Annotated in this window: 18 protein-coding genes and 3 pseudogenes; 6 read left to right on the top strand and 15 right to left on the bottom strand. The window is 58.7% G+C overall.

What is annotated here, in order from left to right; genetic code table 11:
• Positions 1–36: 36 nt before the first annotated feature.
• Together ACA049_RS22985 and ACA049_RS22990 are read right to left on the bottom strand one after the other, a co-directional pair.
• Complete coding sequence (locus ACA049_RS22985) at positions 37–1,647, bottom strand: ATP-binding protein (RefSeq protein WP_497330085.1); 1,611 nt, start codon at positions 1,645–1,647, stop codon at positions 37–39.
• Entirely contained in the window at positions 1,644–2,357 is a 714-nt protein-coding gene (locus ACA049_RS22990; protein WP_497330087.1) for a response regulator, read from the bottom strand. The genes ACA049_RS22985 and ACA049_RS22990 overlap by 4 nt, the downstream gene beginning before the upstream one ends.
• Before the next feature lie 731 nt (positions 2,358–3,088).
• Here ACA049_RS22990 and ACA049_RS22995 point away from each other — a divergent pair.
• A complete protein-coding gene (locus ACA049_RS22995) occupies positions 3,089–5,983 on the top strand; it encodes a ribonucleoside-diphosphate reductase subunit alpha (protein WP_497330089.1) in 2,895 nt (964 codons plus the stop codon).
• Positions 5,984–6,264: 281 nt separating this feature from the next.
• Here the strand turns inward: ACA049_RS22995 and ACA049_RS23000 are convergent.
• The 9 genes and pseudogenes from ACA049_RS23000 to ACA049_RS23040 form a co-directional block, all read right to left on the bottom strand.
• Positions 6,265–6,390: pseudogene (locus tag ACA049_RS23000) on the bottom strand (flagellar basal body rod C-terminal domain-containing protein); the annotation flags it as partial.
• Between the two features lie 285 nt (positions 6,391–6,675).
• Positions 6,676–6,801 (bottom strand): annotated as a pseudogene (locus tag ACA049_RS23005) (flagellar basal body rod C-terminal domain-containing protein); the annotation flags it as partial.
• A gap of 289 nt (positions 6,802–7,090) precedes the next feature.
• Positions 7,091–7,213, bottom strand: a pseudogene (locus tag ACA049_RS23010) (flagellar basal body rod C-terminal domain-containing protein); the annotation flags it as partial.
• A gap of 291 nt (positions 7,214–7,504) precedes the next feature.
• The gene (gene flgE, locus ACA049_RS23015; protein WP_497330091.1) at positions 7,505–8,818 is read right to left on the bottom strand and encodes a flagellar hook protein FlgE; all 1,314 of its coding nucleotides are present in this window, start codon (positions 8,816–8,818) and stop codon (positions 7,505–7,507) included.
• Positions 8,819–8,849: 31 nt separating this feature from the next.
• Complete coding sequence (gene flgD, locus ACA049_RS23020) at positions 8,850–9,575, bottom strand: flagellar hook assembly protein FlgD (protein WP_497330093.1); 726 nt, start codon at positions 9,573–9,575, stop codon at positions 8,850–8,852.
• 15 nt (positions 9,576–9,590) lie between these two features.
• Complete coding sequence (gene flgC, locus ACA049_RS23025; RefSeq protein ID WP_007980123.1) at positions 9,591–10,034, bottom strand: flagellar basal body rod protein FlgC; 444 nt, start codon at positions 10,032–10,034, stop codon at positions 9,591–9,593.
• A 3-nt stretch (positions 10,035–10,037) separates the two neighbouring features.
• Positions 10,038–10,445: a flagellar basal body rod protein FlgB gene (flgB, locus tag ACA049_RS23030; protein ID WP_497330095.1), complete on the bottom strand. Its 408-nt coding sequence runs from the start codon at positions 10,443–10,445 to the stop codon at positions 10,038–10,040.
• A gap of 356 nt (positions 10,446–10,801) precedes the next feature.
• Complete coding sequence (cheR, locus tag ACA049_RS23035; RefSeq protein WP_010457158.1) at positions 10,802–11,629, bottom strand: protein-glutamate O-methyltransferase CheR; 828 nt, start codon at positions 11,627–11,629, stop codon at positions 10,802–10,804.
• Between the two features lie 46 nt (positions 11,630–11,675).
• Entirely contained in the window at positions 11,676–12,608 is a 933-nt protein-coding gene (locus ACA049_RS23040) for a chemotaxis protein CheV (RefSeq protein WP_123432838.1), read from the bottom strand.
• An 82-nt stretch (positions 12,609–12,690) separates the two neighbouring features.
• Here ACA049_RS23040 and flgA point away from each other — a divergent pair, with 82 nt between their 5' ends.
• The 4 genes from flgA to ACA049_RS23060 all read left to right on the top strand — a co-directional run bounded on the left by flgA (position 12,691) and on the right by ACA049_RS23060 (position 15,295).
• A complete protein-coding gene (flgA, locus tag ACA049_RS23045; protein WP_497330097.1) occupies positions 12,691–13,452 on the top strand; it encodes a flagellar basal body P-ring formation chaperone FlgA in 762 nt (253 codons plus the stop codon).
• A gap of 164 nt (positions 13,453–13,616) precedes the next feature.
• Positions 13,617–13,943 (top strand): flagellar biosynthesis anti-sigma factor FlgM, encoded by a 327-nt coding sequence (gene flgM, locus ACA049_RS23050; protein ID WP_109633993.1) that lies wholly within the window; start codon positions 13,617–13,619, stop codon positions 13,941–13,943.
• Positions 13,944–13,991: 48 nt separating this feature from the next.
• Complete coding sequence (locus ACA049_RS23055) at positions 13,992–14,459, top strand: flagella synthesis protein FlgN (protein WP_497330099.1); 468 nt, start codon at positions 13,992–13,994, stop codon at positions 14,457–14,459.
• A gap of 92 nt (positions 14,460–14,551) precedes the next feature.
• A complete protein-coding gene (locus ACA049_RS23060) occupies positions 14,552–15,295 on the top strand; it encodes a flagellar brake protein (RefSeq protein WP_497330101.1) in 744 nt (247 codons plus the stop codon).
• A 64-nt stretch (positions 15,296–15,359) separates the two neighbouring features.
• On the opposite strand, the gene ACA049_RS23065 is transcribed toward ACA049_RS23060, so the two are convergent.
• The 4 genes from ACA049_RS23065 to ACA049_RS23080 form a co-directional block, all read right to left on the bottom strand.
• The gene (locus ACA049_RS23065) at positions 15,360–16,730 is read right to left on the bottom strand and encodes an MFS transporter (protein ID WP_497330103.1); all 1,371 of its coding nucleotides are present in this window, start codon (positions 16,728–16,730) and stop codon (positions 15,360–15,362) included.
• Positions 16,731–16,800: 70 nt separating this feature from the next.
• On the bottom strand, positions 16,801–18,042 hold the full coding sequence (locus tag ACA049_RS23070; protein ID WP_497336950.1) for a glutamine synthetase family protein: 1,242 nt from the start codon (positions 18,040–18,042) through the stop codon (positions 16,801–16,803).
• A gap of 1,734 nt (positions 18,043–19,776) precedes the next feature.
• A complete protein-coding gene (locus tag ACA049_RS23075) occupies positions 19,777–20,469 on the bottom strand; it encodes a sensor histidine kinase (protein ID WP_497330105.1) in 693 nt (230 codons plus the stop codon).
• Entirely contained in the window at positions 20,466–22,070 is a 1,605-nt protein-coding gene (locus ACA049_RS23080) for a response regulator (RefSeq protein ID WP_497330107.1), read from the bottom strand. Before ACA049_RS23080 ends, ACA049_RS23075 begins: the two co-directional genes overlap by 4 nt.
• Before the next feature lie 205 nt (positions 22,071–22,275).
• Between ACA049_RS23080 and ACA049_RS23085 the strand changes: the two genes are divergently transcribed.
• Positions 22,276–26,427 (top strand): CheR family methyltransferase, encoded by a 4,152-nt coding sequence (locus ACA049_RS23085; RefSeq protein ID WP_497330109.1) that lies wholly within the window; start codon positions 22,276–22,278, stop codon positions 26,425–26,427.

Genomic DNA, 26,427 nt, shown 5'->3' on the forward strand with positions numbered 1-26,427 from the left:
TTGCTCGCGAAGGGGCCAGCACCGACACCCGCAATCTCACCGCTTCTCCTGATTCCTCGGCCAACTCAGGCTGAAACACGCCCCGCCCAGACTCTTGCTCTTGCTGATCAACGCCCGCCCGTCATGCCAGTGAATAATTCGCCGCACGATCGACAACCCCAGCCCATGCCCACCCGACGCCCGGGTCCGGCTGTCGTCAAGGCGCAGGAACGGCGTAAAAATTTTCTCCCACGCCGACTCCGGCACGCCCGGTCCGTCATCTTCGATGTCCACCCGGCAACGCTGCTGTCCGACCTGGTAACTGACGGTCACTCGCGATGAGGCATGGCGCATGGCGTTGCTCACCAGGTTCTGGATCGCCCGGTGTAAATAGCGCGGCTCGGCCTCGACCCAGGCGTCGTCGCAATCGGCGGCGGACAAACACAAACCGCGCTGCACGGTGACATCGGCACGCAACGGCGCCAATTCCTCGATCACCTGATTGACCAGCGCATCCAGGTCGATCCGCTGGAAATTCAGCGCCGGCGAGCCCTGCTCCAGCCGTGCATAAGTCAGCATCTCATCGACCAGTTTGTCGAGGTCCTCGATGTCGTGGTCCATGCCTTCGCGGTATTTCTCCAGGGCCTGTGGCGTGGTGGCCGAGCCGATCATCTCCAGGCCAAAACGCAGGCGCGCCACCGGGGTGCGCAATTCGTGGGACACCGCGCGCACCAGCTCACGCTGGATGGCCAGCAACTGCTGCAAGTGCTCGGCCATGCCGTTGAACGCCGAGGCCAGTCGCCCCACCGAGTCCGCGCCGCGGGCCGGCACGCGGGTTTCCAGGCTGCCCTTGGCGATGCGCGTGGCGGCGGCTTCGAGGCCACGCAAGCGGCGCTCAAGTTGTCGCACCAATAAATAGACGATCAAACCGATCAGGCTCAAACCGAGGGCCGCGATCAGCACCAGCCACTCGGGCGGATAAGGATTCATCTGATACAGCGGGCCGATTTCCAGGACCCACGGCGTGCCCACCATGCCGGCAAACACGCGGATCGAGTCGCCGCCCTTGCCCAGCGCCATCACCGTGTCGCCTTCGGAGATCCGGCGACTCTGGTCTTCGTCCATGTCTGCCTGGTCGACGGTGACCAGCCGCAAGTCGAAACCGAAACCCTTGTCATGTTTCAACTGCGCCAGGCGCTTGGGCTGCTCGGCCACCGGCACCCGCACCAGTTCGTCGGCCAGCAGATAAATAGTTGCTCGTGCCAGTTGCTCGCTGATCTGCTGGACTTCACCGGTCAGGACCAACTGTTCCTTGTCGCTGACCAGTCGATACACCTTCGCCGCATGCGGGCCGGTCTGCTCCACCAGCGCCTGGCCACGCAGCACGCGGGTGCGCTGAGTGAGGTCGAGGTCGGTCTGGGCAAAGGTTTTCAGCGCCAACGGAATTCCGAGCAAACGCTCCCACACCAGCAAGGCCCGGTGGCGCTCGGTTTCGTTCATCGGATTAAGGTTGTCGGCCATCAGCGAGAAGGTGCCGTGGGCCAGGCGTTCGCGGTATTGCTCGCTGCGCACCTGATTGAGCAGGTGCAACGCCAGCACACCAAGCACCGCGACCAGAATCAGCGCCGCGCACATGCCGCCGTAGATGCGCAGGAAGATCGAGTTCACAGGGTGCAGGCTTCCGGAACGAACAGATAACCTTTGCTGCGGATGGTTTTGATCAGTCGCGGATGCTCCGGGTCGTCGCCGATTTTCGGGCGGATGCGCGAGATGCGCACGTCGATGGAACGGTCCTGGCCGTCATAGCCGATGCCGCGCAGTGCAGTAAAAATCTCTTCCCTGGAGAGGATTCGCCCGGCATTGGCCACCAGCAGCCACAGCAGATCAAATTCGGCGCTGGTCAGTTCGATGCCGTTGTCATTCAGCCAGGCCTCGCGCAAGGCGTTGTCCACCACCAGCGGGCCGAACTGCAGGCGGCGTTGTTTTTCCGGGGCCACTTCGGGGGCTTCGCTACGGCGCAACAGGGCCTGGATGCGTGCCAGCAGCAGGCGTGGGCGCACGGGTTTGCACACGTAATCGTCGGCGCCCAGGTCGAGGCCGAGGATCTGATCCGTGTCGTCGGTGCGGGCGGTGAGCATCAGGATCGGGCCGTCATATTTGTCGCGGACCTTGCGGCAGATGCTCAGGCCGTCTTCGCCCGGCAGCATCAGGTCGAGGATCACCAGGTCCGGCTTTTCATTAATGATGCGAGCTGCGGCCAGGGCGCCGTTGCCCTCGATCGATACGCGCAGGCCATTGGCTTCCAGGTAATCGCGGGTCAGTTCGGCCAGACGCTGGTCGTCCTCCACAATCAATATCTGCCAGGCTTCTTGCTCCACGGTGACCTCTGCTTGCCAACAACACTTATAAGGAAGGATCCACCCGTCTTTTTGTAATGATTGGGGAGGATAAGAATGCATACACACTGGCCGATTGTATAAACGCCGAACGCCGAGAACACAAGCCGGCAAATGCGTTCGGACAACCCGGTTTTTTGTGATAGGGTTCGCGCCCTTAAAAATCCGAATGACTGTTTTCAATCGCTGGAAATCAGTGAAAAACGGTTCGCTCCAGCTAGGTCGCGGCCTACACGCCTGTTCCCTCTTTCACACACAATTTACGCACAGGTTTATCCACAGGTAGTACGTTGCAACACCCTCCAAAACGCATTATCTTGTAGCACGGCGCCAAAAAAACCCTACATGTAGGGTTTTGACTGAAAAAGCCCAACCACATTTCAGACCAGAAACTCAAGCGCTTTATTGCTGTTTCCGGTTGAACCAAGCGTGATTTTGAAAGCCCAAACCGCACCTGCGGATGGCACCGTTTTTTTAGGCCAGAACAGCCGGAACGGTACGGGTGTTGCAGTCATTACTGTCACCCGGAATGGAATCCGGTTTCGGGCCTGGCTCGAGACCAAAGACTTCGGCAAGGAAGCGGCATCATTAGCCTTTTCCTACTGTCCCGAAGTTGTTATGCCCGACGCCCGTCGGTTGTAGTGCTTCAGGACAGAACGGTGGGCACCATGAAGGTGCTCAAACAAACATAGAGAATGTGGAGACACTCCCCCATGCAAACCGACACAACTCGCGAGAACCCGCAGGGCACCTTGCCGCAGGCCGCTGATTCGACTTCGGATCTGTCCGCCACCGCGCCTGGCCAACTGCGCGTGATCAAGCGTAACGGCACTGTCGTTCCTTATACCGATGACAAGATCACCGTCGCGATCACCAAAGCGTTTCTCGCAGTTGAGGGCGGCACCGCTGCCGCCTCGTCGCGAATCCATGACACCGTGGCCCGCCTGACCGAACAAGTCACCGCGACCTTCAAGCGTCGCATGCCGTCGGGCGGCACCATCCACATCGAAGAAATCCAGGACCAGGTCGAACTGGCTCTGATGCGTGCCGGCGAGCAGAAAGTAGCCCGCGACTACGTGATCTACCGTGACGGTCGTTCGAAAGAACGCGCTGCCCACGCCCCGGCCGAAGAAGCCGTCAACGCTCACCCGTCGATCCGCATCACCCGCGCCGATGGCACCTTTGCTCCACTGGACATGGGCCGCCTGAACACCATCGTCACCGAAGCGTGCGAAGGCCTGGAAGAAGTCGACGGCGACCTGATCCAGCGCGAAACCCTGAAAAACCTGTACGACGGCGTGGCCCTGACCGACGTCAACACCGCTCTGGTGATGACCGCGCGTACCCTGGTCGAGCGTGAGCCGAACTACTCGTTCGTCACCGCCCGCCTGCTGATGGACACCCTGCGTGCCGAAGGCCTGAGCTTCCTGAACGTAGCCGAAAGCGCGACCCACCACGAGATGGTCGACCTGTACGCCAAGGCGCTGCCTGCGTACATCGCCAAGGGTATCGAATTCGAATTGCTGAACCCGGTCCTGGCCACCTTCGACCTGGAAAAACTCGGCAAGGCAATCAACCACGAGCGCGATCAGCAGTTCACCTACCTGGGCCTGCAAACCCTGTACGACCGTTACTTCATCCACAAGGACGGTATCCGCTTCGAACTGCCGCAGATCTTCTTCATGCGCGTGGCCATGGGCCTGGCAATCGAAGAGAAGCAGAAAGAAGACCGTGCGATCGAGTTCTACAACCTGCTGTCGTCCTTCGACTACATGTCGTCGACCCCGACCCTGTTCAACGCCGGTACCCTGCGTCCACAGCTGTCCAGCTGCTACCTGACCACCGTGCCGGATGACCTGTCGGGCATCTACCACGCGATCCACGACAACGCCATGTTGTCGAAATTCGCCGGCGGCCTGGGCAACGACTGGACCCCGGTTCGTGCATTGGGTTCGTACATCAAGGGCACCAACGGCAAATCCCAGGGCGTTGTTCCGTTCCTGAAAGTGGTGAACGACACCGCCGTTGCCGTTAACCAGGGTGGCAAGCGCAAAGGCGCTGTCTGTGCCTACCTGGAAACCTGGCACATGGACATCGAAGAGTTCATCGAACTCCGTAAGAACACCGGTGATGATCGTCGTCGTACCCACGACATGAACACCGCCAACTGGATCCCTGACCTGTTCATGAAGCGCGTCTTCGATGACGGCAAGTGGACCCTGTTCTCGCCGTCCGAAGTGCCAGACCTGCACGACCTGACCGGCAAGGCCTTCGAAGAGCGTTACGAGTACTACGAAGCCCTGACCGAGTACCCGGGCAAGGTCAAGCTGTTCAAGACCATCCAGGCCAAAGACCTATGGCGCAAAATGCTGTCCATGCTGTTTGAAACCGGCCACCCATGGCTGACCTTCAAAGACCCGTGCAACCTGCGCAGCCCGCAGCAGCACGTCGGCGTGGTCCACAGCTCGAACCTGTGCACCGAGATCACCTTGAACACCAACAAGGACGAGATCGCCGTTTGCAACCTGGGCTCGATCAACCTGCCGAACCACATCGTCAACGGCAAGCTGGACACCGCCAAGCTGGAACGCACCGTGAACACCGCCGTTCGCATGCTCGATAACGTGATCGACATCAACTACTACTCGGTGCCACAAGCGAAGAACTCCAACTTCAAGCACCGTCCGGTGGGTCTGGGCATCATGGGCTTCCAGGACGCGTTGTACCTGCAGCACATTCCTTACGGTTCCGACGCAGCCGTCGAGTTCGCCGACAAGTCGATGGAAGCGGTCAGCTACTACGCGATCCAGGCTTCCTGTGACCTGGCCGACGAGCGCGGCGCCTACGAGACGTTCCAGGGTTCGCTGTGGTCCAAAGGCATCCTGCCGCTGGATTCGCAACAGATCCTGATCGAGCAACGTGGCCAGAAGTACATCGACGTTGACCTGAACGAATCCCTGGACTGGGCACCGGTTCGTGCCCGCGTTCAGAAAGGCATTCGTAACTCCAACATCATGGCCATCGCACCGACCGCAACCATCGCCAACATCACTGGCGTCTCGCAGTCGATCGAACCGACCTACCAGAACCTCTACGTGAAATCGAACCTGTCGGGCGAATTCACCGTGATCAACCCGTACCTGGTTCGCGACCTGAAGGCTCGCGGTCTGTGGGACTCGGTCATGATCAACGACCTGAAGTACTACGACGGTTCGGTGCAACAGATCGAGCGCATCCCGCAAGAACTCAAAGAGCTCTACGCGACTGCCTTCGAAGTGGACACCAAGTGGATTGTTGACGCGGCAAGCCGTCGCCAGAAGTGGATCGACCAGGCTCAGTCGCTGAACCTGTACATCGCTGGCGCATCGGGCAAGAAGCTGGACGTGACCTACCGCATGGCCTGGTACCGTGGTCTGAAAACCACTTACTACCTCCGTGCCCTGGCCGCGACCAGCACTGAGAAGTCGACCATCAACACCGGCAAGCTGAACGCTGTTTCCAGCGGCGGCAACCACGGTGAAGATTCGGTCCTGGCAGCGCCTGCCGGCCCTGCCCCAGTGCCGAAGGCTTGCGCCATCGACGAGCCGGATTGCGAAGCTTGCCAATAAGCTGAGCCGGTGAGCGCTGAAAGGCGCTGACCTGGATAACCCCCGATCAGTCCTCTGGATTGTCGGGGGTTTTCTTTTGCCTGCCTTTCAAGATCAAGAGATCGCAGCCTCGTTTCACTCGACAGCTCCTACATGGATCGGGCAAACACGGAATGCCCCGGTGTACACGCCCCCCCTGTAGGAGCTGTCGAGTGAAACGAGGCTGCGATCTTTTGATCCTGATTCCACAAGGCAAAAAAAGCCCCTCTCACTAGGGGCTTCTTATGCAGCGCTATCCAGCATCAGGTCATCTGAATGATGGTCTGCATGATGGTGCTCTGGGTAGAGATGGTCTTGGCGTTTGCCTGGTAGTTGCTCTGCGCCTTGATCAAATCAACCAGTTCGTTGGTCAGGTTGACGTTGGCTTGCCAATAAGCTGAGCCGTGAGCGCTGAAAGGCGCTGACCTGGATAACCCCCGATCAGTCCTCTGGATTGTCGGGGGGTTTCTTTTGCCTGCCTTTCAAGATCAAGAGATCGCAGCCTCGTTTCACTCGACAGCTCCTACATGGATCGGGCAAACGCGGAATGCCCCGGTGTACCCGCCCCCTGTAGGAGCTGTCGAGTGAAACGAGGCTGCGATCTTTTGATCCTGATTCCACAAGGCAAAAAAAGCCCCTCTCACGAGGGGCTTCTTATGCAGCGCTATCCAGCATCAGGTCATCTGAATGATGGTCTGCATGATGGTGCTCTGGGTAGAGATGGTCTTGGCGTTTGCCTGGTAGTTGCTCTGCGCCTTGATCAAATCAACCAGTTCGTTGGTCAGGTTGACGTTGGCTTGCCAATAAGCTGAGCCGTGAGCGCTGAAAGGCGCTGACCTGGATAACCCCCGATCAGTCCTCTGGATTGTCGGGGGTTTTCTTTTGCCTGCCTTTCAAGATCAAGAGATCGCAGCCTCGTTTCACTCGACAGCTCCTACATGGATCGGGCAAACACGGAATGCCCCGGTGTACCCGCCCCCCCCCCTGTAGGAGCTGTCGAGTGAAACGAGGCTGCGATCTTTTGATCCTGATTCCACAAGGCAAAAAAAACCCTCTTGCGAGGGGTTCTTTATGCAGCGCTATCCAGCATCAGGTCATCTGAATGATGGTCTGCATGATGGTGCTCTGGGTAGAGATGGTCTTGGCGTTCGCCTGGTAGTTGCTCTGCGCCTTGATCAAATCAACCAGTTCGTTGGTCAGGTTGACGTTGGCTTGCCAATAAGCTGAGCCGGTGAGCGCTGAAAGGCGCTGACCTGGACAACCCCCGATCAGTCCTCTGGATTGTCGGGGGTTTTCTTTTGCCTGCCTTTCAAGATCAAGAGATCGCAGCCTCGTTTCACTCGACAGCTCCTACATGGATCGGGCAAACACGGAATGCCCCGGTGTACACGCCCCCCCTGTAGGAGCTGTCGAGTGAAACGAGGCTGCGATCTTTTGATCCTGATTCCACAAGGCAAAAAAAGCCCCTCTCACGAGGGGCTTCTTATGCAGCGCTATCCAGCATCAGGTCATCTGAATGATGGTCTGCATGATGGTGCTCTGGGTAGAGATGGTCTTGGCGTTTGCCTGGTAGTTGCTCTGTGCCTTGATCAAATCAACCAGTTCGTTGGTCAGGTTGACGTTGGACTCTTCCAGCGAGTTGGACACTACCGCACCCAGCGTACCGGTTTTCGGTGCATCGACACCGGCCACGCCCGAGGCGAAGGTTTCTTTCCAGCGGGTACCACCGATTGGCTGCAGGCCTTGTTCGTTGGCGAAGCTGGCGACCGCTACCTGGCCGATGGCCTTGGTTTGCTGGTTGCTGAAGTTGGCGGTCATGACACCGCTTTCGTCGATGGTCAGGCTGGAGATCTGGCCAGTGGCGTAGCCGTCCTGATATTGCTGGGTACGGGCAGTTGCCGAGTTGAAAGAGGTGGTCTTGGTCATGTCGAAGGTCAGGCCACCAGTGGCCGGAACCGAACCGTTAGGACCCCAGACTTTCGGCGTCACGCTGGCATTGGTCACCACGCCTGGCACCCAGCCGGTCAGCTTGAAGGTTTTGCCGGTCACGGCAAAACCCGCACTGCCGGTCATGGTGTTCACGGTACCGTCAGAATTGAAGGTCACGGTGGCAGTCACTGGCACCGGTGGCTCGGTGGCCGGGTTGGAAGGCGAACGACCGTCCACATAGGTGTGAATGGTCCACGCGTTAGTACCGGTTTTTACGTAATACTGATCCAGAGTGTGCTGGTTACCCTGGCTGTCGTAGATCGGTGTGGAGATTGGCTTGTTATAGCTCAATGGCTCAGCCGGGTTGAACGGCGTAACGGTCGGAAGGGTTTCCGAAGAGTTAAGGTTCATCGTCTGATCGACGCGAGTGGTCGCCTTTGGCGACAGGCTCGAGGTGTCGATCTTCAGGTCGGTCAGCACGCCATTGATGATCTTGCCGTTGTCATCAACGCCGTAACCTTGCAGACGGTTACCGTTGTTGTCGACGACGTAGTTTTCAGCGTCAGTCTTGAACGCACCGGCACGGGTGTAGCTCAGGGAGCCGTTGTCGCTGAGGATGAAGAAACCATTGCCCTGGATGCCCATGTCCAACACGTTGCCGGTGTTGTTCACGTCGCCCTGACCGAACTGCTGGGCAACGTTGGCCAGACGCACGCCGTTACCGACGGTCTTGCTGCCGGTACCCAGGCGAGTGGCCGAGTACACGTCTTCGAATTCTGCACGGGACGATTTGAAACCGGTGGTCGCGACGTTGGCGATGTTGTTGCCGGTCACGTCCAGTTGTTTGTTGGCTGCATAGAGACCGCTAAGGCCGATATTGAAAGACATATTCCACTCCTTTGTGCCGTGTTAGTCGGCTCTATATACCAATGGTCTGTACTTTGGACAGGGCAACACTGCCCAGGCCTGCCAGGTTCAGCATCAACTCACCGCCGGTCTGGCTGATGGTCACGCTGTTGACGGTTGCCGGCAGGTAAGTCACCAGCGAGGTCGCCTTGCTGTCGTAAGTGGCGGTGGCGGCAAATTTGTAAGTGCCGGCCTTGGCCACTTCGCCCGCATCGTTCTTGCCGTCCCAGATGAAGCTGGCGTTGCCGGCCTTCTGGCTGCCCATATCGATGGTGCGGACCACTTTGCCATCGGCGTCAGTGATCTTGATCGTGACCGGATCCACCGATGCCGGTACCACCGCCGTGCCGTTGAAGCTCTTGGAGGTATCGACGACCGCGGTGTCGGTCTGCGCGACCACCGAACGGCCCACCAGCGAAGACGCTTGCAGCGCTTGCGACGAGTTGTAGTTGCCGGCAATGCCGCTGACCGTATCGTTCAGCGTGGTGATGCCTTCCAGGCTACTGAACTGTGCCAGCTGAGCCACGAAGTCACCGTTGTCCTGCGGCTCGAGCGGGTTCTGGTTCTTCAGCTGGGTGACCAGCAATTGCAGGAACGCATCCTTGCCCAACGCCTTTTTGCCAGTGGCGCTGTTGGTTGCCGAGGCCAGGCCGTCGCTGCTGGTGGTATTGGTCTTGACCGAAGAATTGGCCAGGACGTCCTTGATGTTCACGCCGCTGGTGGTATCGGTAACACTCATCTGAGTCGCCCCTTATCACTGACCGAGGGTCAGGACCTTCTGCATCATGGTTTTGGCGGTGTTCATCATTTCGGCGTTGGTCTGGAACGAACGACTGGCGGAAATCATGTCGGCCATTTCTTCGACGACGTTGACGTTCGGGTAGTAGACGTAGCCCTTGGCGTCGGCGGCCGGATGGTTCGGCTCGTAGCGCGCCTCAAGGTTGCTCTGGTCTTCGACCACGCCCAGCACTTGCACGCCTTGTCCGGCGGCGTCCTGGCTCTGGAACAGCGAATCGCTGCCGCCGCTCTGGCCGCCCTGGAACATGGTGGCGAACACCGGGTGACGGGCGCGATAGGTCTGGTCGATGCTCGACGAGACGGTTTCGGCGTTGGCGATGTTCGAGGCCACGGTGTTCAAGCGCGTGGTCTGGGCGCTCATGCCGCTACCGGCAATGTTGAAAACACTGGATAGAGACATGAATTACTCTCCGCGCAGGGCTGACATCAGCCCTTTGAATTTGCTGTTGAGCAGGGTGAAGCTGGCCTGGAAGCCGACGGCGTTTTCCGCGTAGTTCGACTGTTCCAGTTGGGCGTCCACGGTGTTCTGGTCGATCGACGGCTGCATCGGCGTGCGATACATCAGCGACTCGTCGCCATTGCCCAGGCCTTCGGCCTCGATATGGCGGCTGTTGGTCATGTTCAAGGCAAACGTGCCGCCCTTGGATTTCTCGTTCTGTGCGGCAAGCACCTTGGAGAACTCCAGGTCCCGAGCCTTGTAGTTCGGGGTGTCGGCGTTGGCGATGTTGTTGGCCAGGACTTCGGCACGCTGCGCGCGGAAGCCCAGGGCTTGTTCGTGGATACCGAGCGCTTTATCGAAGCTGATGCTCATGTCGGGAAACCTTCGGGTGACCTGATTTTTCGTAACAGAGACATAGCAAGCCGCGTGCCAATTCAAAAAAGCCCGGAAACCGGGGCTTTGCGGGCAGTGGCAAGGCGGCAATGCCAGAAAAGCGGCAACCGATTTCCGCCGTCTGCCGCTTTTCTGCCGCTTGTCACGAGCCACACCGACCACTGTAGGAGCGAGGCTTGCCCGCGAAGGCGATGTATCAGTCAGCAATAATGTGTCTGACACATCGCCTTCGCGGGCAAGCCTCGCTCCTACAGGTAATGCGGCGGGATGAGACATCATGCAAAAAAAAAACGGGAGCCGCTGAGGGCTCCCGTTTTTTTGATGCTGCCAACGAATCACTTCGCCTGGTAAATGATCCCCGGGCTGCACTGGACCATCTGGTAATGATCCGGCAAACCGTTCAGCGCTTCGGAGGCGCCGAGGAACAGATATCCGCCCGGCTTGAGCGTGCTGTGAATGCGCAACAGGATGTCTTTCTTCACCTCGGCGGAGAAGTAGATCAGCACGTTGCGGCAGAACACGATGTCGAACTTGCCCAAGGCCGCGTAGCTGTCCAGCAGGTTGAACGAGCGAAACTCCACGCGGCTCTTGATCGGCGCCTTGATCGCCCAGCGTCCCGGCCCTTTCGGGTCGAAATAACGCTGAAGGCGCTCGGGCGACAGACCACGGCCGATGGCCAGGCTGTCGTACTCGCCGGTCTTGCAATTGGTCAGCATGGTGCCGGACAAGTCGGTGGCCACAATCTGCGCCCCCATCTTCAACTGGCCCATGTTGACGCGTTCGAACTCATCGATGGACATCGACAGCGAATACGGTTCCTGACCCGACGAACACGCCGCCGACCAGATCCGCAGACGCTGGCCGGGGGCCGCCTTGATCGCTTCGGGCAGCACCTTGTTCTTCAAGACTTCAAACGGATAGGTGTCACGAAACCACAGGGTTTCGTTGGTGGTCATGGCATCCACCACCATCTCGCGCAAACCGCTGCGTGGCTGGGTCTGGATGCGCTGGACCAGCTCACCCAGGGACTTGATACCTTGCTGCTCCATCAGTTTGTTGAGACGGCTCGAGACCAGGTACTGCTTGTTTTCACCGAGCAAAATGCCACAGGCTTTTTCCAGGAATACCCGGAACTGTTCGAAATCCAAATTACCCGTAGACAAAGATGCCGCCTCTTAAATCGTGTTAACCACCAGGGACAGAAGGCCCCTAGCTGATATCTGCTGCTTTGATCCGGTCGACTACCCGGGATGCCAGGTCATCAGGACGGAATTTGGCAAGGAAGTCATCCGCACCGACCTTCTTGACCATTGCCTGATTGAATACACCCGACAACGAAGTATGCAGGATGATATGAAGCTTTTGCATGCGCGGGTCGTTGCGGATCTCGGCCGTCAGGGTGTACCCGTCCATTTCCGGCATCTCGATGTCGGAAATCATCATCAGGAACTCTTCTTCCGGCTTTTTCCCTTCGTCGACCAGCTTGCGCAGGTAATCCAGCGCTTGCTTGCCGTCGTTCAACGCCACCACTTCGACACCGACGGTTTGCAGGCAACGCGTCACCTGTTTGCGCGCCACCGACGAGTCATCGACGGTCAAGACCTTCAAGGACAAGGCCTTGTGCTGGGTTTCGACATCCACCACGCCAACCGAAATCGCTTCCGGTGTCGGCGCCACTTCCGCCAGCACTTTCTCGACGTCGATGATTTCGACTAACTGATTGTCGACCCGAGTCACAGCCGTCAGGTAATGATCGCGTCCCGTGCCCTTGGGTGGCGGATGAATCTCCTCCCAGTTCATGTTGACGATGCGCTCCACCGATCGCACCAGGAAACCCTGGGTCTTGGTGTTGTACTCCGTGATGATCACGAAGGGATTGCTCTGATCTTTAAGGGCTCCGGAGCCGGTCGCCATCGCCAGATCAAGAATCGGAATGGTCGCCCCCCGGATATTTGCCACACCGCACACGACAGGACTGGACTTGGGCATCAGGGTCAGCTTGGGGCATTGCAGCACCTCACGGACCTTGAACACGTTGATCCCATACAGCTGCTGGCCGTCGAGACGGAACAACAACAGCTCAAGGCGATTCTGCCCAACCAGTTGCGTGCGCTGGTTTACCGCATCCATTACACCAGCCATGCACAGACTCCTACACCAACGCTTAAGTGTGTTGCGACGCACATTCATTGCTAAACGGCACGGCGCTTGCTTTTTAACTCTTATGAACACAGAACCGACATTTTTCCGACGCCTGACATCAACTTCCCGCAAATTGCTTTGCGCGATGTCGGCCGTTTGCCTGTTCAACGCTGGCAGCCCTGCCCTTGCTGACGCGGTTACCTTGCCTGACATGCTTATCGGCGTCACTCAGGGCTTTCTTGAATTCACCGTAGAGGACTATTTGGCTACCAGTCAAACGGAAGGACGGTACGAAATCGAGGTCAGCCAGCTCGATCCGCGACTGCGCATGCCCATGTGCGACAAGGAATTGACAGCCACCCTCGAGAGCCCCGCGACCCCGATCGGGCGGGTCACGGTCAAGGTCCGCTGCGACAGCACATCCCCCTGGACAGTCTTCGTACCCGCTCAAGTCCGCCTGTTTCGAGAGGTTGTGACGACCACGCGGCCGCTCAAACGCGCCGGGGTCATCGAGCCCGGCGATGTCATGTTGCGCGAGCGGGATATCAGCCAGATCAACCAGGGTTATTTCACCTCCCTGGAACAAGCTGTCGGGCAAAAACTTACCCGACCAACGGTCGCCAATCAGGTGCTGACGCTGGTTCATCTCGAACAGGCCGAAGTCATCAGCAAGGGCGATCAAGTGGTGATTACCGCCCGCAGTGGTACGCTCAGTGTGCGCATGCCGGGCGAAGCCCTGTCCAACGGCGGGCTGCGTGAACAGATTCGAGTGAAAAACCTTAACTCCCAGCGGGTCATCAAGGCGCAAGTCATGGCGCCGGGCCAGGTGGAAGTGGCCATGTAGAACGATCTGTGGGTGAAAGATGGCGCGCCGCCCGGCTGTTCCCTAAACTGTGCCGCAGGCAGGACAAGCGCTGGCGCATGCAAGCTCATTGATAAATGGGCCTAAAGTTTTCGCAAGGAGAGCCGAAAACATGGCAAGCGTCCAAATACCCAGAGGTTTTTATCATGGTCATCGATTTCAGCCGTTTGAACAGCTCCTCGTCACTTACCGGTAGTACGCGTACCAGCACCGCGAAGGAAACCGCCGAAACCGGCAAATCCGCGCCGCTGAATACCCCGGCCGAACAGGCCAGTACCGCTAAAAGCGGGGAATCGGTACACCTCAGCAATGAGGCTCAACAGTTGCAGAAGGTCACTGACAAGCTGCGCGATCAGCCTGCCGTCGACAACGCCCGTGTGGCCGAGTTGAAAGCAGCGATTGCCGATGGCAGCTATAAAGTCGACAGCAACCGTGTAGCCAGCAAACTGCTCAACTTCGAAGCCCAGCGCTAGGCCACGGCCTGCGCCAGGCTTTTGGACGCTTAAACCCCAAGGCCAGCCATGCACGACACTAATTTACTGCAACTGATCACCGACGACTTTGCTCCAGCGCAATACTTGCTGGAGTTACTGCAAACCGAATCCATCGCGTTGCACGGTCGCGACATGCCGCTGCTCGAAGAGATTCTGGCGCAGAAACAGGCAATGATCATTCTGCTTGAACAGCATGGCCGCAAGCGCAGTGAAATCCTCGCCAGCCTGAACCTGCCGACCAATCGCAACGGCCTGGAGCAACTCGCCAGCCAGTCGAGCGTCGGCGATCAATTGCTGGAACAGAGCGACAAACTGACCGATCTCCTGGCTCAATGCCAGGCGGCCAACGTCAATAATGGCCAGTCGATCCTGGTCCAGCAGGCCGCCACGGCCAATCAGCTGAAAATTCTCACCGGCGGCGAACCGCCAGCACTTTACGATGCCCGCGGATCAACCTCCAAGCTAGCGAAGCCGCGCCCGCTTAGTCAGGCTTGAGCCTGTTAATGAGCACGCTCTATCAAGACGCCTCACATGCTGGCAGTATGCTGGCAAGTCGCAGTCATATTTTGTCTGGAGAAAGATGAACCGTGTTCAATGCCTTAAACGCGGAAGATGCTCCGCAGCCACCCAAGGTGCTATCCACGCCGATGGAGATCGCCGGTAACCTGCGGCAGCTGCAAGAGAGCCATGACCCGCTGATCATCACGTTCCACGAACGCAGCCAGCGCTTCCAGAGCTATCTGGTGGACGTCGACCGTGACGGCAATCGCATTGCCCTGGACGAAATGGTGCCTCGCGACGGCGAACGCTATCTGCTGGCAGGCGAGCCCTTTCGGGTTGAAGGTTTCCACGAAGGCGTGCGTATTGCGTGGGAAAGCAACGGCCCGCTGACCATCGATGAGTCCGGTGATCGCTGCTACCGTGGCACCCTCCCCGATGAAGTGGTCTACCACCAGCGCCGCAATGCCTTCCGGGCGGCGTTGAAGCTGGCGCAATTGGTCGATGTCGAACTGGGCGGTGAAAAGCTCAAGTTTCCGATCAGAGGCAAGCTGCTCGACATTTCCGCCACTGGCTGCAAGCTGCGCTTTGAAGGTGATATCACCGCCAGGCTGCAACTGGGTCAGGTTTACGACCGCTTTATTGCCGACCTGCCCTTCGGCAGCATGACCGCGCCGGTGGAACTGCGGTACCTGCACTTCGAAGAAAGAATCTCCACCACCTTCGCCGGCATCCGCTTCCACAACATGAGCGGACTGGTGCAGCGCCAGGTCGAACGGTTCGTCTATCAGCTCCAGCGTGAAGCGCGCCGCTTCGACAAAGACGACATGTAATACGGCGCTTCAACAAAAAACGGGCAGTCCCTTGCGGTGACTGCCCGTTTTTTTATGCGCCGGTTTAAGGCCTGGCTTCGGTAAAGCTTTGCTCGCGACCCGCGTCAGGTTCTTCGGGAGGTGGATCGGTTTCGGGATCCGGTTCGGGTTCTGGCTCCGGTTCCGGGTTGATCGGGTTTTGCATCTGATCCTGCACCACTTGCTCATCGACCCGCGGGTCAAGGCACGCCACCAGCGGCGAACTCGACATGCTGTCCGGCATGGCCACGTGATGCAGCGGCGCATCTTCGACCTGGTGCAGGTTGGTGACCGCTTTCGGGCGGATCCGCCACACCAGCACCAACGCAAAGAAACTGAAGAAGGCATACAGCATGTGGCTGCCAAACAGCTTCATCAGGACCCCGGCCACCAACGGCCCGATACTGGCGCCAACGCCGTAGGTCACCAGCAACATCGCGGTCAGGGACACCCGACGATCACCTTCGACGTGGTCATTGGAGAACGCCACGGCCAGCGGATACAGGCAGAACATCACCAACGAACAGAAGAAACCGGCGACAAACAGAACCTCCAGCGGCACCTGCTGCATGATCGCCAGCGGCAACGCGGTCAGGGCCAGGACCACCGCAAAACAGCGGATCAGCAACGCCCGGTCATAACGGTCGGACAGCCAGCCCAATGGCCACTGCACCAGCAGCCCGGCAAAAATGCAGCTACCCATGAACAGACCGACCTGCTCCGTGGACAGCCCTTGCTGCGAGGCATACAGCGGCGCCAGACCGTAGAAGGAGCCAATGATCAGCCCCGCCCCCAACACCGTACTCAATGACTGCGGCACTCGCTTGATGAAGAACCGCGGCTCCATCGGCGCCGGATGCAGCGGTGCCGGGTGAATCCGCCGTGTCAGCGCCACCGGCACCAGGCACAGCGCGAAGCACAAGGCGACCAGCATCAGCAGCTCCAGGCCCAGGGCCGGGTGCATGACCAGAATCAACTGACCGAGTACCAATCCCAGGTACGAAGCGATCATGTAACCGCTGAACACGGTGCCGCGCTGCGAGGCTTCGGCCTGCTCATTGAGCCAGCTTTCGATGACCATGTACTGGCACATCATGCCGAGGCCGACGATCACCCGCAGGAAAATCCACGCCGGCAGCCAGTCGACCAGGCCGTGGCCGAGTACCGCCGCGCCGACAATCCCGGCGCAAGCCGAATAGGCGCGAATGTGCCCGACCCGCGCGATCAGTCGGTGACCGATCTTGCCGCCCAGCACCAAGCCGAAATAGTTGGCCGCCATCAACGCACCCACCCACAGGCTGTCGACGTTATCCGCCGCCAGGCGCAAGCCCAGGTACGTACTCAGCAAGCCTGAGCCGATCAACATCATCAGCGAGGCAAAATAAAGCGCTCGAAAAGGTTTCCAGATTTGGCGCATCGGCGTTCCGAGCGGCTCCTTGCGGTAAGAAACGGGCTATCCGAAAAGATAGCCCGAAGACGACAGGTCGTCAGGCCTGGGCGGCCAGGACACGGCGCTCCCAGGGAGTAATTTCATCAAAGAAGCTGGTCAACTCCATGGTCTTCGAAGCGACGTAGCCTTCGATGAACTCCGTGCCGAACAGTTCCTTCGCCAATGAACTACGTTTCAGACGCTCAAGAGCGGCATGCAAGGTACACGGCAACGAAAGTTTATCCGGCACCTCGAACTCGCCCTGGATTGCCTCGCTCGGCTCCAGTTCGTTTTCGATGCCGTGCAAACCGGCGGCAAGGCTGGCGGCGATCGCCAGGTACGGATTGGCATCGGCCCCCGGCAAGCGGTTCTCGACCCGACGAGCGGCCGCAGAACTGGCCGGAATGCGCAATCCGGCAGCACGGTTGTCGTGGGACCAGCAGGCATTATTCGGCGAGGCAAACGGATGGCACAAGCGCTGATAGGAGTTCACGTTCGGTGCAAAAAGCGCGGTGAAATCCGCCATGCCGGCCTGCTGGCCACCAATGAAATGACGGAAGGTCGCTGTCGGCTGACCGGCCTCGTCGCTGAACACGTTCCGCCCACTGCCGATCTCGACGATGCTCTGGTGAATGTGCATCGAACTGCCCGGCGTGTGCGCCAATGGCTTGGCCATGCACACCACGGTCAGGCCGTGCTTGAGCGCGACTTCCTTGAGCAGATGCTTGAACAGGAACGTCTGGTCGGCCAGCAGCAACGGATCGCCGTGCAGCAAGTTGATCTCGAACTGGCTGACGCCCATCTCGTGCATAAAGGTGTCACGCGGCAAGCCCAGGGCCGCCATGCATTCGTAGACTTCACTGAAGAACGGCCGCAAACCGTTATTGGAACTGACACTGAACGCCGAATGCCCCTCCTCGCGCCGACCGTCCAGGCCCAGCGGCGGCTGGAACGGTTGTGTCGGGTCGGGATTGGGCGCGAAGACGAAGAATTCCAGCTCGGTCGCCACCACTGGCGCCAGACCGAGGGCCGCGTAACGGGCGATAACGGCCTTGAGTTGGCCACGGGTCGACAGCCTGGAGCTCTCGCCGGTCAGTTCATCGGCGTCGCAAATGGCCAATGCCCGGGGCTGCTTGCTCCAGGGCAGGCGGTGGATATGGGCCGGGTCCGGCACCAGCGCCAGGTCGCCATCATCGCAGCCGTAAAAACGTGCCGGCGGATAGCCGCCCATGATGCATTGCAGCAGCACACCCCGCGCCATCTGCAAACGCCGTCCTTCGACAAACCCCTCGGCGGTCATGACCTTGCCACGGGGCACGCCGTTCAAATCCGGCGTAACACATTCAATCTCATCAATGCCCGTCAATCGCTGCGCGAGTGAACGCTGGCCATCGGTTGTCATGACGCAATCCTTTGTAATTGTGCGAGCCGCGAACGGCGACCCGTACAAAATAGGCTCCGCCTGTTCGGAATATCAAGCAGTGCACACAAAGAAATCACGCCTCCCCCAAACCCTCACCCTCACCCTAACCCTGTAGGAGCTGTCGAGTGAAACGAGGCTGCGATCTCTTGACTTTGCTTTTTTAGAAACAAGATCAAAAGATCGCAGCCTCGTTGCACTCGACAGCTCCTACAGGATTTGTGTTTATCAGGGGAGGTAGAGGCTGAACACGCCGCCGCCCAGCGGGCCGCCGTTGCTGATACGTGATATCAAAGCCACTCCCCAATCCATGTAGGAGCTGTCGAGTGCAACGAGGCTGCGATCTTTTGATCTTGATCTTTTTAAAAGCAAGATCAAAAGATCGCAGCCTCGTTGCACTCGACAGCTCCTACAGGATTTGTGTTTATCAGGGGAGGTAGAGGCTGAACACGCCGCCGCCCAGCGGGCCGCCGTTGCTGATACGTGATATCAAAGCCACTCCCCATTCCATGTAGGAGCTGTCGAGTGCAACGAGGCTGCGATCTTTTGACTTTGATTTTTTAGAAGCAAGATCAAAAGATCGCAGCCTCGTTGCACTCGACAGCTCCTACAGGATTTGTGTTTATCAGGGGAGGTAGAGGCTGAATACGCCGCCGCCCAACGGGCCGCCGTTGCTGATACGTGATATCAAAGCCACTCCCCATTCCATGTAGGAGCTGTCGAGTGCAACGAGGCTGCGATCTTTTGACTTTGCTTTTTTAAAAACAAGATCAAAAGATCGCAGCCTCGTTGCACTCGACAGCTCCTACAGGATTTGTGTTTATCAGGGGAGGTAGAGGCTGAATACGCCGCCGCCCAACGGGCCGCCGTTGCTGATACGTGATATCAAAGCCACTCCCCAATCCATGTAGGAGCTGTCGAGTGAAACGAGGCTGCGATCTTTTGACTTTGCTTTTTAAAAACAAGATCAAAAGATCGCAGCCTCGTTGCACTCGACAGCTCCTACAGGATTTGTGTTTATCAGGGGAGGTAGAGGCTGAATACGCCGCCGCCCAACGGGCCGCCGTTGCTGATACGTGATATCAAAGCCACTCCCCATTCCATGTAGGAGCTGTCGAGTGCAACGAGGCTGCGATCTTTTGACTTTGCTTTTTTAAAAACAAGATCAAAAGATCGCAGCCTCGTTGCACTCGACAGCTCCTACAGGATTTGTGTTTATCAGGGGAGGTAGAGGCTGAATACGCCGCCGCCCAACGGGCCGCCGTTGCTGATACGTGATATCAAAGCCACTCCCCATTCCATGTAGGAGCTGTCGAGTGCAACGAGGCTGCGATCTTTTGACTTTGCTTTTTTAAAAACAAGATCAAAAGATCGCAGCCTCGTTGCACTCGACAGCTCCTACAGGATTTGTGTTTATCAGGGGAGGTAGAGGCTGAATACGCCGCCGCCCAACGGGCCGCCGTTGCTGATACGTGATATCAAAGCCACTCCCCATTCCCTGTAGGAGCTGTCGAGTGAAACGAGGCTGCGATCTTTTGACTTTGCTTTTTTAGAAACAAGATCAAAAGATCGCAGCCTCGTTGCACTCGACAGCTCCTACAGGATTTGTTTTTGTCAGGGGAGGTAGAGGCTGAACACGCCGCCGCCCAACGGGCCGCCGTTGCTGATGCGGGTGCGCCCGCCCACGCCATTGCGCTGGTGCAGCGCGGCGATGCGCCCGGCGAAATACAAGCCCAGGCCGGTGCTGCTACTGCTGTAGTTGATGCCCTGCACGTAATCGGCCTGAAGCTCGATCATCTCGGCGGGATATCCGTCGCCATCGTCGTTGATGGTCAGCACCAATTCCCCTGCCTCGTCGACGACGCTGATCAGCAACGACTGGCGAGCGTAACGAATGGCGTTGTTGATGCAGTTGGCCAACACCGAGGCCACCAGCTCCCGGTCGAAGAACCCCAAGGGACTCAACGGGTCGACTTCATAGGTGGCGACGATGCCGCGACTGGCGAACACCTCTTGATGGCAAGCCAGTTGCGCTTCGAGGAAATCGTCCAGCTCATGGTAGGCCGGCTGCAATGGCAGCTGATTGACGCCCAGCTTGTACAGCCCCAGCAACTGCACGAGCATGCCGTTGAGGTGAGCGAATTCGTACTCGATCACGCCCTGCTCCGGGCTGTGCTGCTCAGGGTCTGGCAAGCGCGCCAACCATTGGCTGTGGGCCTGCATGAGCATGGCCAGCGAGTTCTTCATGTCGTGCACGGTGGAGGCAATCACCGTCGAGAAATCCAGTGCCGTGTTGTCTTGGCTCATCCGCTGAACGCCTTGATTTTCAGTTTCTGGTAGCGCGGATACCGCGCGTCGGTGTCGGGCATCATGCCGACCAGTTTCAGGCAGCTCCGACATTCATCGAGTTCGGCCGACGGCACGCTGGTGTCCGTGCCGTGCAACAACGACTGCGCCATGTTCAGCGCGATACTGATGTTCTTCGGTTGCATGTGCAGGGCCTTGCGAAACACCGCCCGGGCTTCCGCCAGGTTGCCGGTCTTGTACACCTGCACGCCTTGACGGTTGAGTTCGGAGGCCGCGTTGCTCTGGCTGAGAATCGTCGGGTCATCGGTCAGTTTGGCGATGCCTTGCATCACCACCGGATCGTCACCGTAGATTTCCGCGCAGTTTTTCAACATCGACGCGCCAGCGCTTGCCTGTCCGAGCATTTGCAGCTGCTTGGCCACCAGCAGCGCCGCTTCGGCGCTCATGAACTGCTCCATGCCGTCGAGGCGCATCATCGCCTGCTCGGTAAGCTTCTCGGCGGTTTCGGCGTCATTGAGCAACAGGCTGGTGGCTTTCATCAGTCGCGCACGAATCTGCAGGCCGGGGTCGGAAGGATTCTCCTTGGCCACCAGGCTGAGGGTCGTGTTGATTTCCAGTCGGGTGCGGGTGTCCAGGCCTTTCTCGCTGCCTTTGCTGATCAACGCGTGGGCCAGGCCCAAGTTGCTTTCGGCATCCTTGAAACGTGACTGCGCACCTTGGGACACGGCCTGGCGATAAGCCTTGGACGCCGTGTCGTAATCTTCGTTGGTCATCGCCAGTTTACCCAGCAACGCTTGGCGGCGAACTGCCAGCGGCGACAGGCGAATGGCTTCTTCCAATACTTTCTGTGCGCCCTTGGTATCCCCTTCAACCACCAGCACGTCGGCCATGCCGTCATACAGCGCCGGCATCATCGGAAACACTTTCAGGGCTTTTTCGTAAATGCCTTTGGCCTGGCTGACCTGGCCGCGCTTGAACAGCAACTTGCCCAAACCGGCAAACGCCCACGGCAAGGGGCGATCGGCAATGATGCTGTCGTAGAGGCGTTCCAGCGCTTCGTTCTGATTCAGGTCGCGCAAGGCGTCCGCGCGGTAACGCAGGCACAGCGGCGAATAACGGATGTCCTTCTTGCACAGCTCGATACAGGCATTGAGCACTTCGAGCGGTTTGCCACGATCGAGCGCTTGCAGGATCGGCTTGAGCAGGTTCTTGCGCTGCTCCAGACGCTCCAGACGCTGGGCCAGGCCTGAACGGTTGAACGGCTTGGTCAGATAAGCGTCAGGCTCGTGTTCCAGCGCGCTGAGCACCATGGCCTGGCTGGTTTCGGCAGTGACCATGACGAACACACTTTCATGGCTGATCAGCTTCTCGATCATCAAGTCTTCGAGGACTTGCTGGCCGTTCTTCTTGCCGTCGCCGAGGTGGAAATCCTGCAGGATGAAATCGTAGGCCTTCTGCGAACACATGCGCAGCGCCTGCTCCCCGGTGTCCGCGGTGTCGACGTCCTTGACTCCCAGTTCACGCAGCATGGACCTGACGGAACTGCGGAAATCCGAGAAATCATCGACGATCAGAAAACTCTTTTGGTGATACGACAGCATCGAAGATTTCCAGGCAATTTGAGAAGAAGACCATGACCGTTCGGGTTATCGGCCAAGGGTGCCGTTCCCTTGAGAACTCCGGCCAATCAAGTGTCTCTAAATATTTGAAGGTGTTATTGAAAAACGGGATTATCCTGCTTTATTGGAGTGCGTTTATCTCCGCTTGAACTCAACTCACCCCCGTCGCCGGTATAAGGCTGAAGTCATGACCACCACTCCCCCACCCTCGGCCAATGCTCCTGAGCGAAAGGCCTTGAGCCCCAGCACACTGGACTTTCCGGTGGTGGGCATTGGTGCGTCGGCGGGCGGGCTGCAAGCCATCAAGTTGTTTTTCGAGAACATGCCCCACGACAACGGCATGGCCTTCGTGATCATTCTTCACCTGTCGCCCGATCACCAGAGCATCGCGGACAAGATCATCCAGGAATCGACCCGGATGCCGGTGCTGCAAGTCACCAAAACGGTGCCAATCGAAAAAAATCACGTCTACGTCATTTCGCCGGCTCAGCGGCTGACGATGAACGACGGTGTGCTTGAGGTCAGCAGCAACGAGCCGCGCGAGACGCGACACGCCTCGATCGATCTGTTCTTCCGCGATCTGGCCGAAGTCCACCGCGAGCGTGCCTTCTGCCTGGTGCTGTCGGGCAGTGGCTCCGATGGCGCGGTCGGTTTGTCGCGGATCAAGGAACACGGCGGCATCACCGTGGCCCAGGCGCCGGAAGATGCCGAGTTCGACGGCATGCCCCGCGCCGCCATCGAGACCGGCAATGTCGATCTGGTGTTGCCGGTGGTGGAAATGCCGCAAAAACTGCTGGAACTGTGGCAAAACTCGCAGGAAATCTGCCTGCCCACCGCCAACGACCCGGAACTGCAAACCTTCGCCTCCGTGTCCGAGCGTGAAGCGATACTCGCCGAACAGATGCTCCACGACATCCTGATCCAGTTGCGTACCGGCACCGGTCATGACTTCAAACACTACAAACGCGCGACCGTGTTGCGACGGATCGAGCGTCGGATGCAAGTCACGGCGCAACCCGACCTGGGCGCCTATTTTCGCTACCTGCAAAACAATCCCGATGAAACCAAGGCCCTGCTGGCCGACATGTTGATCGGCGTGACCAACTTCTTCCGCGATCGCGAGGCGTTCGAGGCCCTGGAACGGGACGTGCTGCCGCAACTGGTCAGCGCCGCCGTGTCGGCGCAGCCCGAGAATGAAGAAATCCGTGTCTGGTCCGCCGGCTGCTCCACGGGCGAGGAAGCCTACAGCCTGGCGATGCTGCTCAACGATCAGCTGCAACTGGACGCCAGCAAAGCTTCGCTGCAACTGTTCGCCACTGACATCGACGAGCGCGCCATCAGCATCGGCCGGGCCGGTCTGTACCCGCAAGCGATCGTGACCGATGTGCCGCCGACGCGGCTGCGGCACTATTTCGTCAAGGAAGATGACCATTACCGGATTCGCAAGGAGATCCGCGAAAAGGTCCTGTTTGCCAAACACAGCCTGTTATCCGACCCGCCCTTCTCGCAAATCGACCTGATTGTCTGCCGCAATCTGCTGATCTATCTGGATCGCGAAGTGCAGCGTGAAATCCTGCAGATGTTCCACTTTGCGCTGCGCCCGGGCGGCTTCCTGTTTCTGGGTTCTTCCGAGAGCGCGGACGCTTGCCACGAGCTGTTCACCCCGGTGGACAAACGCAACCGGATCTTCCGCGCCAAGACCGGCACCGCCAACAGCCGACGCACCCCGACCATGCCGCGCGGCGGTTATGTGCGCAGCAGTGTGACCCGCGAGACACCGCAAAGCGCGGTGCAGCGCAAACTGTCCTTCGCCGACATTCATCAGCGCGCCCTCGAACGCGCCGCGCCACCGAGCATGATTGTCGATGCCAACGCCGACATCCTGCACATGAGCGAAAGCGCCGGGCGTTTCCTGCGTCATGTGGGCGGTGAGTTGTCACGCAACCTGTTGACGCTGATCCTTCCCGAGTTGCGTCTGGAGATTCGCACCACGCTGTTTCAAGTCCAGCAGAGCGGTCTGGTGGTGAAATCCCGTGCAGTGCCGATCAGCCGTGACAATCGCCTTTTCAAGGTCGACCTGATGGCGCAGCCCTATAAGGACGACGAGTCGGACGGCGAGTTTGTCCTGGTGATTTTCGAAGAGGCCGAAGTCGATCCTTCGGAACAGGCCGCCACGACCCTGATGCAAACCGAAAGCCAGGTGCTGTCCAACCTTGAACGCGAACTGCAACGCACCAAGTTGCACTTGCAGGACACCATCGAGCAATCGGAAGTCTCCAGCGAAGAGCTCAAGGCCTCCAATGAAGAAATGCAGGCGATCAACGAAGAGCTGCGTTCGGCCACCGAAGAGCTGGAAACCAGCAAGGAAGAGCTGCAGTCGATCAACGAAGAGCTGCTGACGGTCAACTACGAGCTGAAAACCAAGGTTGAAGAAACCGACAAGATCAACGACTACCTGACCAACCTGATCGCCTCGACCGACATTGCCACGGTGTTCGTCGACCGCAGCATGCGGATCAAATGGTTCACCCCGCGAGCCACGGACATCTTCAGCATGCTGCCGGTGGATACCGGCCGCTCGTTGCTCGACATCACCCATCGCCTGCACTACGACGATCTGGCGGGCGACGCGGCATTGGTCTTTGAATCATTGAACATGATCGAGCGCGAGGTCAGCAGCACGGACAACCGCTGGTACATCGCCCGCCTGCTGCCCTACCGCTCCTGCGAAGACCATATCGACGGCACGGTGCTGACCTTCATCGACATAACCAAGCGCCGCGCCGCCGAAGAAGAACTGCGACTGGGCGAAGAACGCATGCGTCTGGTGGCTGAAAGCACCCGAGATTACGCGATCATCACCCTTGATGAGCAAGGGGTGATCACCAGCTGGAACAAAGGCGCCGAGCTGATCTTCGGCTACAGCAAGACCGAAGCTGAAGGCGCCTACTACGATTTCATTTTCTCGCCGGAAGACCGCGCCGCCGGTGTGCCTGAAAACGAACTGCTGGCCGTTCGCACCCACGGTCGCAACGATGATGAGCGCTGGCACATGCGCAAGGACGGCAGCCGGTTCTTTTGCAGCGGCGAGGTAACGCTGCTCAGCGGCGACAACCTGCAAGGCTACGTGAAGATCGCCCGGGACCTGACCGGCCACAAACGTCAGCATGAAGCGCAGAGCCAGGAGCTGGCCGAGACCCGCAATACCAACTACCTCAAGGACGAGTTCTTTGCGGTCATGTCCCACGAGCTCAAGCACCCACTAAACCTGATCCAGCTCAACGCAGAACTGCTGCGGCGCCTGCCGGTGACCAAGACCGTGGCGCCCGCCGCCAAGGCCGTGAACACGATCTGCGATGCGGTGACCAGCCAGGCGCGGATCATCGATGACCTGCTGGATGTCGCCCGGGTCCGTACTGGCAAGCTCAGGTTGCAACCGGTCGCCGTGGACCTGGTCAGCGTGCTGCGGGACATCCACACCGTCGTTCTCAATGAGCAGCACGAAACCACGGTCGAGTTGATCGTGCCGTCGCAGCCCTTGATGGTCCGTGCCGACCCGACACGCCTGGAACAGATCATCTGGAACCTGGTGAACAACGCACTGAAATTCACCCCGCCCACCGGGCACGTGCAATTGATCGCCAGTCAGGCCGGGAACAAGGTGCGGCTGGACGTCAAAGACGACGGCGCAGGCATCGCGGCCGAGAATCTTGAGCACGTGTTCGATCTGTTTGGACAGGCCGAAAAGCAGCATGCCACTCACAACCGTGAAGGGCTGGGGATTGGTCTGTCGCTGGTTCGTCAATTGACCGAGGCACAACGAGGCACCGTTGAAGTGACGTCACCCGGATTGGGTGCCGGTTGTACGTTCAGCATCTATTTGCCGTTGGCCAGAACCAACGGTGATGCTCAAGCCGCCCCCACTGTTGAAGACGCAGCCGGAAGGCTGAGCGGCTTGACCATTCTGCTGGTCGACGACTCGACCGAGGTACTGGAAACCTTGAAAGTGCTGCTGGAAATGGAAGACGCGCAAGTGATTGCCTTCGACCGTTCGGTAGCCGCTCTGGACGCAGCAAAAAGCACGCGTTTCGACCTCATCATTTCGGACCTGGGCATGCCGGTCATGAACGGTCACGAGCTGATGAGCGCGTTACGCCAGTTGCCGCTGCTCAAGGATGTGCCGGCCATTGCGCTGACCGGCTACGGCGCCAACAGTGACATTCAGAAATCCCGGCAATCGGGTTTTGATCAGCACATTGGCAAACCGGTGTCCTACGACAGCCTGATCGAAACCATCGAGGCGCTGCGGCGCTCTTCGAGTTTACCGATCGGCAAATGA

Source organism: Pseudomonas sp. LBUM1662 (assembly GCF_059695915.1).